This is a genomic window from Dactylosporangium sp. NPDC005572 (assembly GCF_040605515.1).
In the GTDB taxonomy this organism is placed as follows: Bacteria; Actinomycetota; Actinomycetes; order Mycobacteriales; family Micromonosporaceae; genus Dactylosporangium.
In genome coordinates this window covers 1-14,624 of record NZ_JBEXCY010000056.1, presented here as the reverse complement: position 1 = coordinate 14,624, position 14,624 = coordinate 1, and the positions used below count along the sequence as shown (strand labels likewise).

General features: G+C 73.1%; 16 protein-coding genes. 9 read left to right on the top strand and 7 right to left on the bottom strand.

All coding sequences use genetic code 11. From position 1 onward, the window contains the following. The first annotated feature begins 70 nt into the window (after positions 1 to 70). Genes ABZS66_RS25690 through ABZS66_RS25675 form a run of 4 tightly spaced genes read left to right on the top strand, consistent with a single transcriptional unit; the run spans position 71 to position 4,297 of the window. A complete protein-coding gene (locus tag ABZS66_RS25690; protein WP_354761781.1) occupies positions 71 to 919 on the top strand; it encodes a branched-chain amino acid ABC transporter permease in 849 nt (282 codons plus the stop codon). Continuing rightward, positions 916 to 2,718, top strand: a complete 1,803-nt coding sequence (locus ABZS66_RS25685; protein ID WP_354761779.1) for a branched-chain amino acid ABC transporter ATP-binding protein/permease — start codon at positions 916 to 918, stop codon at positions 2,716 to 2,718. The genes ABZS66_RS25690 and ABZS66_RS25685 overlap by 4 nt, the downstream gene beginning before the upstream one ends. After that, a complete protein-coding gene (locus ABZS66_RS25680; RefSeq protein ID WP_354761777.1) occupies positions 2,715 to 3,455 on the top strand; it encodes an ABC transporter ATP-binding protein in 741 nt (246 codons plus the stop codon). The genes ABZS66_RS25685 and ABZS66_RS25680 overlap by 4 nt, the downstream gene beginning before the upstream one ends. Next, positions 3,452 to 4,297, top strand: coding sequence for a DMT family transporter (locus ABZS66_RS25675; protein ID WP_354761776.1), 846 nt, complete (start codon positions 3,452 to 3,454; stop codon positions 4,295 to 4,297). Before ABZS66_RS25680 ends, ABZS66_RS25675 begins: the two co-directional genes overlap by 4 nt. Before the next feature lie 296 nt (positions 4,298 to 4,593). Here ABZS66_RS25675 and ABZS66_RS25670 read toward each other — a convergent pair whose 3' ends face one another. Continuing rightward, positions 4,594 to 5,562, bottom strand: a complete 969-nt coding sequence (locus ABZS66_RS25670) for a ThuA domain-containing protein (protein ID WP_354761774.1) — start codon at positions 5,560 to 5,562, stop codon at positions 4,594 to 4,596. 200 nt (positions 5,563 to 5,762) lie between these two features. Between ABZS66_RS25670 and ABZS66_RS25665 the strand changes: the two genes are divergently transcribed. The 4 genes from ABZS66_RS25665 to ABZS66_RS25650 are packed head-to-tail and all read left to right on the top strand — an operon-like array spanning position 5,763 to position 8,828. Continuing rightward, positions 5,763 to 5,909 (top strand): hypothetical protein, encoded by a 147-nt coding sequence (locus ABZS66_RS25665; protein WP_354761772.1) that lies wholly within the window; start codon positions 5,763 to 5,765, stop codon positions 5,907 to 5,909. After that, positions 5,888 to 6,595 carry a pyrroloquinoline-quinone synthase PqqC gene (gene pqqC, locus ABZS66_RS25660; RefSeq protein WP_354761770.1) on the top strand — a complete coding sequence of 236 codons (708 nt, stop codon included), beginning with the start codon at positions 5,888 to 5,890 and terminating at the stop codon, positions 6,593 to 6,595. Before ABZS66_RS25665 ends, pqqC begins: the two co-directional genes overlap by 22 nt. Beyond that, entirely contained in the window at positions 6,592 to 7,992 is a 1,401-nt protein-coding gene (pqqE, locus tag ABZS66_RS25655; RefSeq protein ID WP_354761768.1) for a pyrroloquinoline quinone biosynthesis protein PqqE, read from the top strand. Before pqqC ends, pqqE begins: the two co-directional genes overlap by 4 nt. Next, positions 7,989 to 8,828, top strand: a complete 840-nt coding sequence (locus ABZS66_RS25650) for an MBL fold metallo-hydrolase (RefSeq protein ID WP_354761766.1) — start codon at positions 7,989 to 7,991, stop codon at positions 8,826 to 8,828. Before pqqE ends, ABZS66_RS25650 begins: the two co-directional genes overlap by 4 nt. On the opposite strand, the gene ABZS66_RS25645 is transcribed toward ABZS66_RS25650, so the two are convergent. The 5 genes from ABZS66_RS25645 to ABZS66_RS25625 all read right to left on the bottom strand — a co-directional run bounded on the left by ABZS66_RS25645 (position 8,817) and on the right by ABZS66_RS25625 (position 13,285). Then, the gene (locus ABZS66_RS25645; RefSeq protein ID WP_354761764.1) at positions 8,817 to 9,464 is read right to left on the bottom strand and encodes a TetR/AcrR family transcriptional regulator; all 648 of its coding nucleotides are present in this window, start codon (positions 9,462 to 9,464) and stop codon (positions 8,817 to 8,819) included. The genes ABZS66_RS25650 and ABZS66_RS25645 overlap by 12 nt on opposite strands. A gap of 49 nt (positions 9,465 to 9,513) precedes the next feature. After that, a complete protein-coding gene (locus ABZS66_RS25640; protein ID WP_354761762.1) occupies positions 9,514 to 10,419 on the bottom strand; it encodes a DUF6193 family natural product biosynthesis protein in 906 nt (301 codons plus the stop codon). A 157-nt stretch (positions 10,420 to 10,576) separates the two neighbouring features. Next, on the bottom strand, positions 10,577 to 11,563 hold the full coding sequence (locus tag ABZS66_RS25635) for a transporter substrate-binding domain-containing protein (protein WP_354761760.1): 987 nt from the start codon (positions 11,561 to 11,563) through the stop codon (positions 10,577 to 10,579). Positions 11,564 to 11,579: 16 nt separating this feature from the next. Then, positions 11,580 to 12,341, bottom strand: a complete 762-nt coding sequence (locus ABZS66_RS25630; protein WP_354761758.1) for an amino acid ABC transporter ATP-binding protein — start codon at positions 12,339 to 12,341, stop codon at positions 11,580 to 11,582. Beyond that, positions 12,341 to 13,285: an amino acid ABC transporter permease gene (locus tag ABZS66_RS25625; RefSeq protein WP_354761756.1), complete on the bottom strand. Its 945-nt coding sequence runs from the start codon at positions 13,283 to 13,285 to the stop codon at positions 12,341 to 12,343. The genes ABZS66_RS25630 and ABZS66_RS25625 overlap by 1 nt, the downstream gene beginning before the upstream one ends. Positions 13,286 to 13,380: 95 nt before the next feature. Here ABZS66_RS25625 and ABZS66_RS25620 point away from each other — a divergent pair, with 95 nt between their 5' ends. Then, on the top strand, positions 13,381 to 14,049 hold the full coding sequence (locus ABZS66_RS25620; protein WP_354761754.1) for a GNAT family N-acetyltransferase: 669 nt from the start codon (positions 13,381 to 13,383) through the stop codon (positions 14,047 to 14,049). A gap of 3 nt (positions 14,050 to 14,052) precedes the next feature. Here ABZS66_RS25620 and ABZS66_RS25615 read toward each other — a convergent pair. Continuing rightward, positions 14,053 to 14,624 (bottom strand): hypothetical protein (locus ABZS66_RS25615; protein ID WP_354761752.1); only part of this gene is annotated, 572 nt, incomplete at its 5' end.

Here is a 14,624-nt window from a genome sequence, read left to right as displayed (position 1 = left end):
GCGTCGCCGTCGTTCGGCGGTGACGCCCCGCTCCGGCATCGGGAGAGCCATGCAAGTCACGTTGCAAACCTTGATCGGCGGACTGAGCCTCGGTGCCGTCTACGCCCTCGTCGCCATGGGATTCTCCCTCGTCTACCGCACGATGGGCCTGGTCAACTTCGCGCACGGCAACGTCGTGACGCTCGGCGCGTACGTCGCCTCCACCTTCTACATGTCCGTCAAGCTGCCGTTCGCGCTCGCCATGGTCGTGGCCATCGTGGTGACCGGACTCGTCGGCTTCGTCATCGAGTTCGTGCTGCGGCCGCTGGAGAACAAGGACTTCGACCTGATGCTGATCGGCACGATCGGCTTCGGCATCGTGCTCGACGCGCTCGCGATCATCATCTGGGGCGCCACCGGCCGGGCCGTCCCGTCGCCGGTGCCGGCCGCGCCGATCGACCTGTTCGGCCTGCGCATCCGCACCTACGACCTGGTCGTCCTCGCCATCGCGGCGGCGGCCATGGTACTGCTGATGCTGTTCCTGTCCCGCACCAAGCGCGGCACCGCGATGCAGGCCGTCGCGATGGACCACGAGGCCGCCACCGCGGTCGGCATCCACGTCGGGCGCAGCAACTCGATCGCGTTCGTCATCGGCGCCGGCCTCGCCGCCCTGGCCGGCGGGCTGGTCGGCCCGCTGCTCTACGTCAGCCCGACGATGGGCGGCGCGCTGGGCATCAAGGGCTTCGCCGGCGCGATCCTCGGCGGCTTCGGCAACATCCCCGGCGCGATCATCGGCGGCCTGGCCATCGGCGTGCTCGACGCGTTCGCCGCCGGGCACTTCCAGGGGTACAGCGAACTCGTCACCTTCCTGATCTTCACCGCCATCATCATGGTCCGCCCCACCGGCATCTTCGGCGAAAGGACGGTCAACCGGGCATGAAACGCCGTCTCGCCATCCTCGCAGTGGTCGCGGCCGCGCTGTGGATGCTGCCCTACGGCGTGGACTCCTACGCGATCCACGTCATCGACGTCACGCTCATCTTCGCCCTGCTCGCCATCGGCCTCGGCCTGGCGATGGGCATCGCCGGGCAGGTCAACCTGGCCCAGGTCGCGTTCTTCGGCGTCGGCGCCTACACGGTGGCGATCCTGACCACCAACGCCGGGTTCGGCTTCTGGAGCGCGGCGCTGCTCGCCCTGGTCGCCACGGCCGTCACCGGAGTGTTCGTCGGTACCCCGGCGCTGCGCGTCCAGTCGCACTACCTCGGCATCGTGACCCTGGGCCTGGCGCTCGCGTTCACCAACTGGGTCACCAACGCCGAGCTCAGCGGCGGCGCCGAGGGCATCAACGCCATCCCGGTGCCGGAACTGCCCGGCGTCGACCTCTCCAGCGAGTACCTCTTCTACTACGTCGAGCTCGTCGTGTTCGCGATCGCGCTCGCCTTCGGGCTGTTCGTGGTGCGCACGCCGCTCGGCCGGCGGATGCGGGCCATGCGCGACGACCCGCTCGCCGCCGGCTCGGTCGGCGTCGAGGTGCCGATGGTCCGGATGACCGCGTTCCTGCTCGCCAGCGTCTACGGCGGCACCGCGGGTGTGCTGTACGCGGGGCTCGTGCGGTATGTGGCGCCCGAGACGTTCAGCATCGCCAACATGTTCCTGCTGCTCGCCATGGTGATCATCGGCGGCCGGCAGAGCCTGCTCGGCTGCGTCGCCGGCGCGGTCATGCTGTCGCTGCTGCGGGAACTGCTCGTCGACTACCCCACCTACGCGCAGGTCGCCTACGGCAGCGTCGTCGTGCTGGTCGTCGTGTTCGCCCCGACCGGCCTGGCCGGGCTGCCGAAGCGGCTGCGGGAGCGCTTCGCCCGCGGCGGCGGCGGGGCCCGGCAGGAGCTGCGGCCGTTCGAGCCGTACCCGGCGGCCGACGCGGCGCAGCGCGACGGGCCGCTGCTGGAGATCGTCGCGGTCGGCAAGCAGTTCAAGGGCCTGCGGGCGCTCGACGACGTGTCGCTGTCGGTGCGGGCCGGGGAGATCCGCGGCATCGTCGGGCCCAACGGCTCCGGCAAGACGACGCTGTTCAACGTCGTCACCGGGCTGTACAAGGCCACGACGGGCCGGGTCGTGTTCGACGGGCGCACGGTGACCGGCGCCAGCCCGTACCGGCTGGCCCAGGCCGGGATGGCCCGCACGTTCCAGAACCTGCGGCTGTTCGGCGCGCTCAGCGTGCGGGAGAACGTCCTGGTCGCGCTCGACCAGACCCGCACCCGCTCGATCTGGCAGTACCTGCTGTGGCCGGTCGGCGTCTGGCGGCGCGACCGCGCGCTGCGCGGCGCCGGCGACGGGCTGCTGGCCCGCTTCGGCCTGGCCGACTTCGCCGACGCCCTGCCCGGGGCGCTGCCCTACGGCATCCAGCGGCGCGTCGAGATCGCCCGGGCCATGGCGCAGCGGCCGAAGCTGCTGCTGCTCGACGAGCCCGCCGCCGGGCTCAACGGCGAGGAGGTACGCCAGCTCAGCGAGATCGTGCGCTCCATCCGCGACAGCGGGGTCACCGTCGTGCTCATCGAGCACAACATGGGCCTGGTCATGTCGCTGTGCGAGCGGGTCACGGTCCTGGCCAGCGGGCGGATCATCGCCGACGGCACGCCGGCCGAGGTGGCCACCGCGCCGCAGGTCATCGAGGCGTACCTCGGCGACTCGATGTCCGACACCATCGCCGAGGTCCCGATCGAGGAGGCGAGCCGATGAGCGCACCGGCGCTGCAACCGGCCCTGCAACCGGCCCTGGAGGTCGAGGACCTCACCGTGCACTACGGCGGCGTCTGCGCCGTGCGCTCCGTCAGCTTCGCCGTGCCGGCCGGCGGGTGCCTCGGCATCATCGGCGCCAACGGCGCGGGCAAGACCTCGACGCTGAAGGCGGTGCTCGGGCTCGTCCCGCGCACCGTCGGCGCGCTGCGCCTCGACGGCAAGGACCTGTCCCGGGTGAAGGCCCGCGACATGGTCCGGCACGGCATCGGCTACGTGCCCGAGGGCCGGCACGTGTTCGCCGGGCTCTCGGTCGAGAAGAACCTGCTGCTGGGCGCCTACGCCCGGCCGTGGAACAGCGCGACCCGCCAGCAGCTCGACGAGGTCTTCACGCTGTTCCCGGTGCTGGGGGAGATGCGGGCCCGGCTCGCCGGCGCGCTGTCCGGCGGCCAGCAGCAGATGCTGGCGATCGGCCGCGCGCTCATGTCGCAGCCGAAGCTGCTGCTGCTCGACGAGCCGTCGATGGGCCTGTCGCCGAAGCTGGTCGAGGAGATCCTGGCCGCCCTGCAGCGGCTCAGCGCCGACGGGCTGAGCATGCTGCTGGTGGAGCAGAACGCGAAGCTGACGTTCGAGGCCACCGACCGCTGCCTGGTCGTGGAGAACGGGACGGTCGCGATGTCGGGCTCGTCGGAGGAACTGCGCCACGACGTGCGGGTGCGGCGCGTGTACCTCGGGCTGTGAGGTTCGCGGGGCTGTTCGCCTGCGGGGCGCTGTTCGGCCTGTCGTACGTCCTGGTGCGCGACGTCGTGCCGGCGACCGGGCCGGTCGGGGTCACCGTCGTGCGGACGCTCATCGGCGGCACCGCGCTGCTGCTCGCGGCGCGGGCCGCCGGTCAGCGCCCGCAGTGGCGGCGCTGGCGGGCCTACCTGGTGCTCGGCGCCCTGTCGGCGGCCCTGCCGTTCAGCCTGATCTCGCTGTCGATGCTCAGCCTCGACGCCGGCACGGCGGCGGTGCTCAACGCGTCGTCGCCGCTGTTCGCGCTGGCCTTCGCCGGTCGCCGCCCCACGGCGGGCCAGCTGGCGGGCCTGGCGCTGGCGATCGCCGGCGTGGCGGTGGCGATGGCCAGCCGCGGCCTGCACCTCGGCGACGGCGGCGCGCTCGGCGTGCCGGCCGGCCTGGCCGGTGCGGCGGTGTTCGCCTACGGCGGCTTCTACGCGGCCCGCCGATTCCCGGGCGAGGCACCCGTGGCGCTCGCCGCGGGCCAGCAGCTGGCCGCGTGCCTGCTGCTGGCCCCGGCGCTGCTGGTGCTGCCGGTCCGCGCCGAGCCGACCGGTGGCCTGGTGCTGCGCCTCGTGGTGCTCGGCCTGGCCGGCAGCGCCGTCGCGTACCTGCTGTTCTACCGCCTCGTGGCGACCGAGGGCCCGGCCCGCGCGGCCAACGTCAACCTGCTGGTGCCGCTCTTCGGCGTGCTGTGGGGCTGGCTGCTGCTGTCCGAGCCGGTCCCGCCGGTGAGCGTCGCCGGGATGGCGGCGACGGTGGCGGGGCTGTTCCTGGTGCTGCGGCAACGCCCGCCGGCCGGGTGAGGGTTCGGGCGCCGGCCGGGCCGCGGTGGGCGTTGTCGGGCGTGCCGGCGGCCACGTCGTCGAGCGTGACGCCCGCCGGCAGCCCCGACAGCCGCGCGACCGCGGTGTAGTAGGCGCCGCTGATGAACTGGCCGAACAGTGCCTGCTCGACCCCGTCGAGGTCGAAGCCGGCGAGGTTGCGCAGCAGTCGCGGGACTTGTGTGAATGTTTCGATGTCTGCGGGCCGCTGCGCCCTGATCGGCACGGCGAAGCGCCCCGCGGCCGGGTGGCGGCCGCGGGGCTTGTGCGGGACCGGGTCAGCGGCAGAACGGGGCGGCGCCCGCCGCGGACCTGATGCCGCCCACCAGCATCTGCTGGAACTGCAGGGCGCCCGGGAACGTCGTGCCGTCGCCGAAGATCTGGCCGTCGTGGCCCAGCGTGGTCAGCCAGGCCCGGCCGCCGTCGTAGTACTGGCACCAGGTGACCGGGTGGTCGTCGCCGTGGCCCGGGTGGCCCATCGAACCCTCGACGCCCTCGGCCAGGGTGTCCTCGTCGACCGTCGCCAGGACCCGGACCTTCGTGGGGGCCGGGACCAGGTTGTACCACTCGTCGCGCAGCTGCCACGTCGCCGGCAGGCCGGCGGTGGAGACGTCGCGGCGGTCCACGACGCGGACCGTGCCGGGCTGGGCCGGGCCGTGGTCGTAGTAGTTCGCGCCGCCGAGCAGACCCTCATACCACGGCCAGTTGTACTCGGTGCCGAAGGCGTTGTGCACGCCGACGAACCCGCCGCCGCCGCGGATGTACTGCCGCAGCGCGGTCTGCGCCGCGTCGTCGAGCGTGTCGCGGGAGGTGCTGAAGAAGATCACCGCGTTGTACCGGAACAGCTGGTTGGGGCTGCTCACCTGGGCGAGGTCCTCGGTCCAGTCGACGGCGAAGCCGTTCTTCTGCCCGAGCGCGACCACGCCGTTCTGCACCACGTTGTTCGCGGCGAGGGCCGGGTTCAGCCCGGTGCCGAGCGCCGGGCCCAGGTTGGCGTGCCGCGGGCCGGCGGTACGGGTGAACAGCAGCACCCGGTAGCCCTTCGCCGGGTCGAAGTTGCCCCAGTCGTGGTAGCAGCGCTCGTCGACGCCGCGGCACACCCCGTAGTCGGGGCTGCCCAGCTCGCGGGCGCCGGTGCGGTGCTCCTTGGGGTTCTGCGCCGCACTGGGCAGGACGGCGACGAGCCCGATCGCGGCCGTCGCGGCGGCGACGAGACCAGCGAGCAGGGCGGGACGTTTCCAATGCATGCCGGGGTTCTCCATTCACGGGGTGTCGGCGATCCGCGTGGTCCACCAGGCGGACCGATAGTACCGGCAGGAAGCTGGCTCAATATAGGCCCGCGCCGGATCGACGCACAAGGATCGGGCTTGTGGCGGGCATGCGCGGCGGACTATGGTTCGACCATTCAGCGGCTCTGATAAACCGTCTAGCGGACCGAGGAGCAACCATGTCCAGCACCGACCAGAGCACCGCCACCCCCGCCACCGCCACCCGCCGTCCATGGACCGCGCCCCGGGTCGAGTGCCTCGAGACGCGGCCCGAGGTCTCGGCCTACTCCGGCGCGGGTGACCCGTGGTTCCGGCAGTCCCGCTGACCGTGCTGACCCGGGACGCGTTCGCCGAGGCCCTGCGGGGCCTCGGCGCGCACTACTGGGACCGGCACCCGTTCCACCTGCGGCTGCACGCCGGGCGGTGCACCCCGGACGAGATCCGCTCCTGGGTGGCGAACCGCTGGTACTACCAGCGCTGCCTGGCCCAGAAGAACGCCGCCGTCGTCGCGAACTGCCCGCTGCCGGAGGTCCGCCGCGCGTGGCTGCCGCGGGTGACCTTCCACGACGGTACAAATGAAGGCACCGGAGGACTGGCCGACTGGCTCGCCCTCGCCGAGGCGGTCGGGCTGTCCCGCGACGAGGTCGTCGACGAGCGGCACGTGCTGCGCGGCGTGCGGTTCGCCGTCGACGGCTACCTGCACTTCTGCCTGACCCGGCCGTGGACGGAGAGCGTGGCCGCGGCCCTCACCGAGCTGTTCTCGCCCGACCTCATGACCGACCGCCTGCGGGCCTGGGAGCGGCACTACGACTGGATCAAGCCCGACGGCCTCGCCTACTTCGAGACCCGCATCCCGGTGGCCCGCAGCGACAGCGCCGACACCCTCGACCTGGTGCTCACCCACTGCACGACCGCACAGCAGCAGCGGTCCGCCCTCGCGGCGCTGCGCTTCAAGTGCGACGTGCTCGGCGCGATGCTCGACGCCGTCGACTACGCGGCGGCGGCCGCGTGACCCCGCCGGTGACCCCGCCCGCGCTGCGCCGCGGCGTCCGGCTCGCCTTCGACCCCGTCCGGAGCCAGGACGCCCTGCTGTACCCCGAGGGCGTCCTGCTGCTCGACCCGGTCGCCGCCGACGTGGTGCGGGCCTGCGACGGCCGGCGCGACCTCGCCGGCATCGTGGCCAGACTGGCCCGCGACTACGACGGCGTCCAGCCGGCCGACGTCGAGCGCCTCCTCGCCGACCTGCGGGAGCGCCGGCTGCTGGCCGCGGCGCCGCGGGTGGGCTCCGAACGTCCCGGCGGCGCCCTGGCGGGCGGCGCCGCCGGGGCAACCACCTGGACGGGCGGCCATCCCCGGCCCACCGGCCTGCTCGCCGAGGTCACGTACCGCTGCCCGCTGCGCTGCGCGTACTGCTCGAACCCGGTCGAACTGGCGGCGTACCGCGCCGAGCTCACCACCGCCGAGTGGACCGGCGTCCTCGACCAGGCCCGCGCCGCCGGGGTGCTGCAGGTGCACCTGTCCGGCGGCGAACCGCTGCTGCGCCCCGACCTGGCGGACCTCATCGGCCACGCGAGCGGCCTCGGGATGTACACCAACCTCGTCACCAGCGGCATCCCGCTCACCGCCGCCCGCCTCGCCGCGCTGCTCGCCGCCGGCCTCGACCACCTCCAACTGTCCATCCAGGACGCCGGGCCCGCCGCCGCCGACGCCATGGCCGGCGGCCGGTTCCACGTACGCAAGCTCGCCGCCGCCGCGCTCGTGCGCACGGCGGGCATCCCGCTCACCGTCAACGTGGTGCTGCACGCCGGCAACACCGGCCGCCTCACCGAGATCGCCGAGCTGGCCGTGTCGCTGGGCGCCGACCGGCTGGAGCTCGCCCACACCCAGTACTACGGCTGGGGCCTGCGCAACCGCGCCGCCCTCATGCCGACCCGCGAGCAGGTCGACGCGGCCGCGCTGGCCGCGGCCGAGGTGCACCGCCGCCACGGCGACCGGGTCGAGATCGTGTACGTCGAGCCCGACTACCACACCGGGCGCCCCAAGCCCTGCATGAACGGCTGGGGCAGCCGCCAGCTCGTCGTCGCGCCGAACGGCGACCTGCTGCCCTGCCTGGCCGCCGGAAGGTTGGGCCTGCCGGTCCCGTCGGCCCGGACCACCGACCTGGCGGGTGCCTGGCAGCACTCGGAGCTGTTCAACGCGTTCCGTGGTACCGCGTGGATGGCCGACCCGTGCCGCACCTGCGCGCTGCGTGAGGAGGACCTCGGCGGCTGCCGCTGCCAGGCGTTCCAGCTCACCGGCGACCCCGCGGCCACCGACCCGGCCTGCCGCCTGTCGCCCCACCACGACCGCGTCCGGGTGGCGGCCGCCCCGGCCGTCCGCCTGCCGGCGATCCCGCGGCGGTCGCGGTGAGGGTGCGCGTCCTCGGCTCCGCGGCCGGGGGCGGCATCCCCCAGTGGAACTGCGCCTGCACCGGCTGTGCCGCCGCCCGGCGCAGCGGGGCGCACCGCACCCAGGACGGCGTGGCGGTCACCGGGGACGGCACGGCGTGGTACCTGGTGAACGCCTCGCCCGACCTGCGCCTGCAGCTGCTGTCGGCCGGCGACCTCGACCCCGGCCCGGGCCGGCGGGACACCCCGATCCGCGGCGTGCTGCTCACCACCGCCGAAATCGACCACACGGCCGGCCTGCTCGGCCTCCGCGAGGCGGCCCGCCTCGACCTGTACGCCACCGGCACCGTGCTCGCCGCGCTCCCGTTCATCCCGATGCTGCGCCACTACACCGACGTGCGGGCGCACGAGCTGCGGGTGGGCGAACCGCTCGCGCTCGACGGCGGCCTCACGGTGCGGGCGTCGGTCGTCGGGTCCAAGGTGCCGCGCTACGCGCCGCGCGACGAGCCCGGCGCCTGGGTCACCGCGCTGCGGATCGCCGACGAACGGACCGGCCGGTCGTTCGTGTACGCCACCTGCCTGCCGGCGTGGACGGACACCTTCGACGCGTTCCTCGCCGGAGCCGACGCGGCGCTGCTCGACGGCACGTTCAGCACCGACGACGAGCCGGCCCTGGCGGCCGGGCTGACCCGCACCCCGCGCGAGATGGGCCACCTGCCGATCGCGGGCGCACTGCCGGCGCTGCGCCGCCACCCCGGCGTCCGCTTCCTGTTCGGCCACCTCAACAACACCAACCCGTACGCGGGCGGGCCGGCGCCGGTCGAGGTGGCCCGCGACGGGCAGGAGCTACTGCTCTGAGCCCCCGACGAGCAGGTGCGAGACGATCATGTCGCCGAGCAGCCGCCGGTAGTGGCCGCGCCGCGCCGGGTCGACCGGGTCACGCTCGAAGATGGCGGTCAGGGTGTACCGGTTGGCGATGCGGAAGAAGCAGTACGCGCTGATCGCCAGGTGCACGTCGAACGCGTCGACGTCGTCGCGGAACATGCCCTCGGCCCGGCCCCGCTTGAGGATCTGCTCGATCAGCTTGATCGCCGGGCTGTTGAGCGCGGCCAGGCTGTCCAGCTGCGCGATGTGCTCGCCGCGGTGGATGTTCTCGATGCAGACCAGCCGGATGAAGTCCGGGTTGGCCTCGTGGTGGTCGAACGTGATCTCGGCGAGCCGGCGGATCGCCTCGGCCGGCGGCAGGTGGTCGAGGTTCAGTTGGTGCTCGGCCGCGCGGATCCGGGCGTAGGCGCGCTCCAGCACCTCGACGTACAGCTGCCGCTTGCCGCCGAAGTAGTAGTAGATCATCCGCTTGGTCGTGCGGGTCCGCTCGGCGATCTCGTCCACCCGAGCACCGTCATACCCGCGGTCGGCGAACTCCCGCGTCGCGACGTCGAGGATCTCCCGGCGGGTCCGTTCGGCGTCGCGCCGGCGTTCGTCTCCCTGACCCATCGCGTCCCTTCGCGTACTCCTGCACCCAGTCTCCCACGGCGGCGGGTGACTACGGCCGCGGCGGGCCGTCGGCGAGGGCCGCGAGGACAAGCGCGACGCTGCCCTGGGCGTCGGTGACGCCGAGCACCGCGCCGGAGGCGGCCCGCACCTCGTACCGGCCGTGGCCGACCGGCGTCACGGACGGCAGTCGCCAGGCGCCGCCGCCGGGCTCGCGTGGGGCCGCGGCGCTGGGCTCGGGCGTGGCGGTGGGCTCGGCCGTGGCGGTGGGTTCGGCCATGGCGATCGGCTCGGCCGTGGCGCTGGGTTCGGGCGTCGCGGTGGGTTCGGCCGTGGCGATCGGCTCGGCCGTGGCGGTGGGCTCGGGCGTGGCGATCGGCTCGGGTTGGCGCTCGGCCGCGGCGGCGGGCCTCGGCGCGGGCCTGGTGAAGCCGAACACCCGCAGGTGGCTGGCGAAGGGGCGCAGCGCGCGCAGGCGCGGCTCGTGGAATGCGGCCGCGACGAACGGCCGCAGGCGCGGGTCGAGGCGGCGCAGGTGGTCCTCGTGGTACGACCGCCAGGCGTGCTCGGTCGTGTCGCCGCGCTCGCGGGCCGCCGCGAGGGCCACCGATCCGAGGAACGGGAACCGTGCGGCCAGCTCGGTCAGCCGCGGCCCCGCCTGCCAGGCGACGGCGACCGCCACGGCGGCGGCCAGGTCCGGGGGCGCGCCCGCCGCCATGACCTGCCCGCCGTGCCGGCACAGCACGATGAACTGCCCCTCGACCGGCGGCCACGGCCGGCCGGCCGGAACCACCCGGGTGTACCGCTCGCCGTCCCCGACGACGGCGGTGCGCTGCGGTTGCACCGCGCCGATCCAGGGGTACACCGGAAGCGTCGAACCACACCGCTCCAGCTCATGTCGCACCGCGGACGTGAGCGTCTGCGGCCCGTGCAGCGGACCGGGCCCGGCAGCAGCCATCGTTCCATGATGCCGCGCGGAATAGGGCGGCGGCGTCGGGTTGCGCGGCGCGCTGGTCGCCGCGGCGATCGTCCCGCTGGTCCTGCGCGTCCGTGCGAAGGCTCTGCTGATCGCGGCCTGTGGCCGGCTCGGCCCGTGGGTCGAGCCGGCCGCCCGGCTACTTGTTCGACTTCGGCAGGCCCGGCGGGTTGACCTCGGAGGTCTGCACGGCCTCGGTGTCGAGGTTGTACGCCGCCAGCCACTGCTTGTAGACGCCGCTCTGGATGAGGTAGTTGATCGCCTCGGCCAGCGCCTTCACCAGGCCGTTGTCCTTCTTCGTGGTGGCCGCGATGAGGCCCTGCAGGGTCTCGCCGGCGCCGGAGTAGACGCCCGCGTTGCGGACCGCGTCCGGGGTGCCCTGGGTCTTGCTGATCTGGAACGCGATGCCCGGGTTCGGCCCGAAGTACGCGTCGATCTGCCCCGAGACGATGGCCTTGAAGGTGCTGGGCGTGTCGGCGAAGTACTTGATGTCGAGCGTCTTGCCCTCGCTCTTGAGCTTCTCCTGCCAGGCGACCAGGATCTTCTCCTGGTTGGTGCCGGCGCCGACGGCGACCTTGAGGCCGGCGAGCTTCGTGTAGTCCTTGTCGAAGTTCCAGCTGTTGCCGGCCTTCACCGCGAAGCCCAGGTTGTCCTGGCGGTACGAGGCGAAGTCGTACTTCTCCTTGCGCTGCTCGGTGTCGGTGATGTTCGAGAAGCCGACCTCGTTCTTGCCGGAGTCGATGCCGACGAACAGGTTGTCCCAGGTGTCGTTGTTGAACTCGGGCGTGAGGCCGAACACCGCGGCGACGAGCCGGCCGAGGTCGGGCTCCGCGCCGGTGACGGTCTTGTCGTCGTCGCCGACGAAGGCGAGCGGCGGGAAGCCGGTCGGCAGCGCGCCGAGGCCGATGGTGAGCTTGCCGTCCTTCTTGACTGCTTCGGGCAGCAGGTCGGCGATGCGCTGCTGCTGCTCGACCTTGAGCTCGGTCGGCTTGGCGATGCCGTCGGCCTGGGCGCCGATGGTCACCGTGCCGTTGCTGGCCTCGGCTTGTGCCTCGTCGCCGTTGCCGCAGGCGGCGAGTCCCGCTACGAGCACGACGGCGGCCGCGAACGTCCTGACGGTACGCATGGATCTCCTTGGTTGTTCAGAGCACTTTCGAGAGGAATTCCCGGGTGCGGGCCTGTTGCGGGTGGTCGAGCACCTGGGACGGCGGGCCGTGTTCGACGATCACGCCGTCGTCGATGAAGACCACGGTGTCGGCGACCTCACGGGCGAAGCCGATCTCGTGGGTGACGATGACGAGGGTGGTGCCGCTGTCGGCGAGCCGGCGGATCACCGACAGCACCTCGCCGACGAGCTCCGGGTCGAGGGCGGAGGTCGGCTCGTCGAACAGCAGCAGGGTCGGCTCGAGCGCCAGCGCGCGAGCGATCGCGACGCGCTGCTGCTGGCCGCCGGAGAGCTGGCGCGGGTAGGCGTCGCCGCGGTCGCCGAGGCCGACCCGGGCCAGCAGCTCCACCGCCCGCTCGCGGGCCCTGTCCCGGCTCAGGCGCCTGTGGGCGACGAGCGGCTCGGCGACGTTGTCCTGCGCGGTGAGGTTGGGGAACAGGTTGAAGCTCTGGGCGACGAAGCCGATCCGGGTCCGCTGCCGGCGCACCGCCCGTTCGGGCAGCTCGTGCAGGTGCTGGCCGCGGACCTCGACGCCGATCAGCTCGCCGTGCACGGCGACGTAGCCGAGGTCGGGCCGCTCGAGGTGGTTGACGGTGCGCAGCAGGGTCGACTTGCCCGACCCCGACGGCCCGAGGACGGCCACGACGTCGCCGGGGCGGACGGTCAGGTCGACGCCCTTGAGCACCTCGCGCAGGCCGAAGGACTTGTGGACGTTGCGGATCTCCAGCGCGGCCGTCATCAGAAGCCCCTCCGGGTCAGCCGGCCCCACGACTCGACCGTGAGGCGTCGCAGCCGCTGGACCGGCGTCGGGGGCAGCGCGCGGACCGAGCCGCGGGCGAAGTACCGCTCGACGTAGAACTGCACGGTCGACAGCGCCGCAGTGATGATGAGGTACCAGGTCGCGCCCACGATGAGGATCGGCACGAGCGACTCGGGGTGGCGCGACTCCAGCACGAACACCGCGCCGAACAGGTCGAGCAGCGACACGTAGTAGACCAGCGAGCTGGCCTTTACGAGGCCGACGAGCTGGTTGCCGTACGCCGGGACGATCGAGCGCAGCGCCTGCGGCAGCACGATGCGGCGCAGCTGCCGGGCCTTGCTCAGGCCGAGCGCGTTGGCGGCCTCGATCTGCCCGTGCTCGACGGACAGGATGCCGCCGCGGATGACCTCGGCCGCGTACGCCGCCTCGTTGAGGCTCAGCGCGATGACGCCGATCGCCAGCGGCGTGAGGCTGCTCGTCTGGACCTCGGCGAACACCGGGCCCCAGGGGATGCCGACGCCGAGGCTCGGGTAGAAGTACGAGAAGTTGAACGTGATGATCAGCAGCAGCGGCAGCGGCAGCGCCCGGAAGAACCACACGTAGGCCCACGCGATGGCGCCGACCAGCGGGTTGCTCGACAGCCGCCCGAGCGCGACGACCACGCCGAGCAGCAGCCCGAAGAGCGCGCTCAGGCCGACGACCTGGAGCGTGACGACGACGCCGTCGAGGATCGACTCGCGCGTGAAGAACGCACCGAACTTGTGCCACTCGTAGTGCTCGTTGGTGAAGATCCCGGTGACGAACTGGGCGAGCACCACGAGCGTGGCCGCGCTGACGAACCAGCGCCAGGGGCGCAGCCGCGGCGTCACGCGCCGATGGGCGAGCTGTGAATCCGGTGGGCTCAGGACTGCTTGATCGATCATGCGAGGGCTCCATGCCTCTGGGGGCTTGTTGGGAAAGTAGGGAGCCCTGCGGTAAGTTGTCAATCCCTATCGGAAAACTAGCATTTGAGGCTGCCGTGCTCGACAACCCCGCCTGGTACTCGCTGACCGGCCCGCACGCGCACTTCGCGCAGGCCAACGGCTCGGCCCGCCGCTATGACCCCGACATATCGGTCTTCGTCGGTCTCCCCGACGACCGCGACGAGCAGGTCTGGGCCGACCTCGCCGACCTCGCCGGCCCCGGCGTCGAGCTCCCGATCACCGGGGCCGAGGTCGCGCCGCCGCCCGACTGGGAGCCGGTGGCCAAGGGCACGGGCGTGCAGATGGTCGACGACGGCATCGACGCCCGTCCCGACCCGGAGGCGGTCGTGCTCGGCGCCGCGGACGCCGACGAGATGGCCGCGCTGGTGGCGCGGACCAACCCCGGACCGTGGCGCCCGCGGACGTTCGAGCTCGGCACGTACCTCGGGATCCGCCGCAACGGCCGGCTCGTGGCGATGGCGGGCGAGCGGCTGCACCCGCCCGGCTGGACCGAGATCAGCGCGGTCTGCACCGACGCCGAGCACCGCGGCCAAGGGCTGGCCGGCCGGCTGGTGCGCGCCGTCGCCCACAACATCCGCTCCCGCGGCGACCAGGTGCTGCTGCACGCGGCGGCCAGCAACACCAACGCGATCCGCCTCTACCGCCAGCTCGGCTTCCGGCTGCGGCGCGAGACCACGTTCGCCGTCTACCGCACGCCGGCCTGATGCTCAGTCGTCGTGGGCGCGGTGGAACCACCACTTGCCGGTGATGTGCGTCCACCGCTCCTCGGGGAAGCGCATCTGCGGCGGCGTGTCGGTGGCGTAGAAGTACGCGTACTCGTAGTTGTACTGCCACGACGAGTCGGGCACCTGGACGTAGATGACGCCGGCGCTGGTGCGGATGCGCTCGATCGGGATCCGGGAGCGCTTGACGGCGTCCTCCACCCGGTCGAAGTCGGCCCGGGCCTGGGCGTCGAACGGTATGACGCCGGGCCCGCACTCCGGGGGTCCGTCGTAGAAGGTCCCGTGGGCGTACTCCAGGACCCGGCACTCCCCGTCCCGGAGCCAGTACCAGACCCGCAGCTCCTCGACCACCGGCCGGACCGTCCGGTCGAGCCGGTCCACGTCCCGCGGCCACTCGCTCGGCTGGGGCGGCGCGCCCGGGACGAGCCCGGCGACCACGGCCCGCAGCGTGCCGCCGCCGGGCAGGCTCACCGTGCCGCCGCCGGGCACCGGGATCGGGCCGGCGACCGCCAGCATGAGGTACGCGACCGAGGCGCCCGCCGCGGCGAACGCGGTGG

Excerpts from the sequence above, each read along its gene's own strand:
- ABZS66_RS25685 (WP_354761779.1), top strand. The coding sequence starts at position 916 with ATGAAACGCCGTCTCGCCATCCTCGCAGTGGTCGCGGCCGCGCTGTGG.
- ABZS66_RS25680 (WP_354761777.1), top strand. The coding sequence starts at position 2,715 with ATGAGCGCACCGGCGCTGCAACCGGCCCTGCAACCGGCCCTGGAGGTC.
- ABZS66_RS25670 (WP_354761774.1), bottom strand. The coding sequence starts at position 5,562 with ATGCATTGGAAACGTCCCGCCCTGCTCGCTGGTCTCGTCGCCGCCGCG.
- ABZS66_RS25665 (WP_354761772.1), top strand. The coding sequence starts at position 5,763 with ATGTCCAGCACCGACCAGAGCACCGCCACCCCCGCCACCGCCACCCGC.
- ABZS66_RS25645 (WP_354761764.1), bottom strand. The coding sequence starts at position 9,464 with ATGGGTCAGGGAGACGAACGCCGGCGCGACGCCGAACGGACCCGCCGG.
- ABZS66_RS25640 (WP_354761762.1), bottom strand. The coding sequence starts at position 10,419 with ATGGCTGCTGCCGGGCCCGGTCCGCTGCACGGGCCGCAGACGCTCACG.
- ABZS66_RS25635 (WP_354761760.1), bottom strand. The coding sequence starts at position 11,563 with ATGCGTACCGTCAGGACGTTCGCGGCCGCCGTCGTGCTCGTAGCGGGA.
- ABZS66_RS25630 (WP_354761758.1), bottom strand. The coding sequence starts at position 12,341 with ATGACGGCCGCGCTGGAGATCCGCAACGTCCACAAGTCCTTCGGCCTG.
- ABZS66_RS25625 (WP_354761756.1), bottom strand. The coding sequence starts at position 13,285 with ATGATCGATCAAGCAGTCCTGAGCCCACCGGATTCACAGCTCGCCCAT.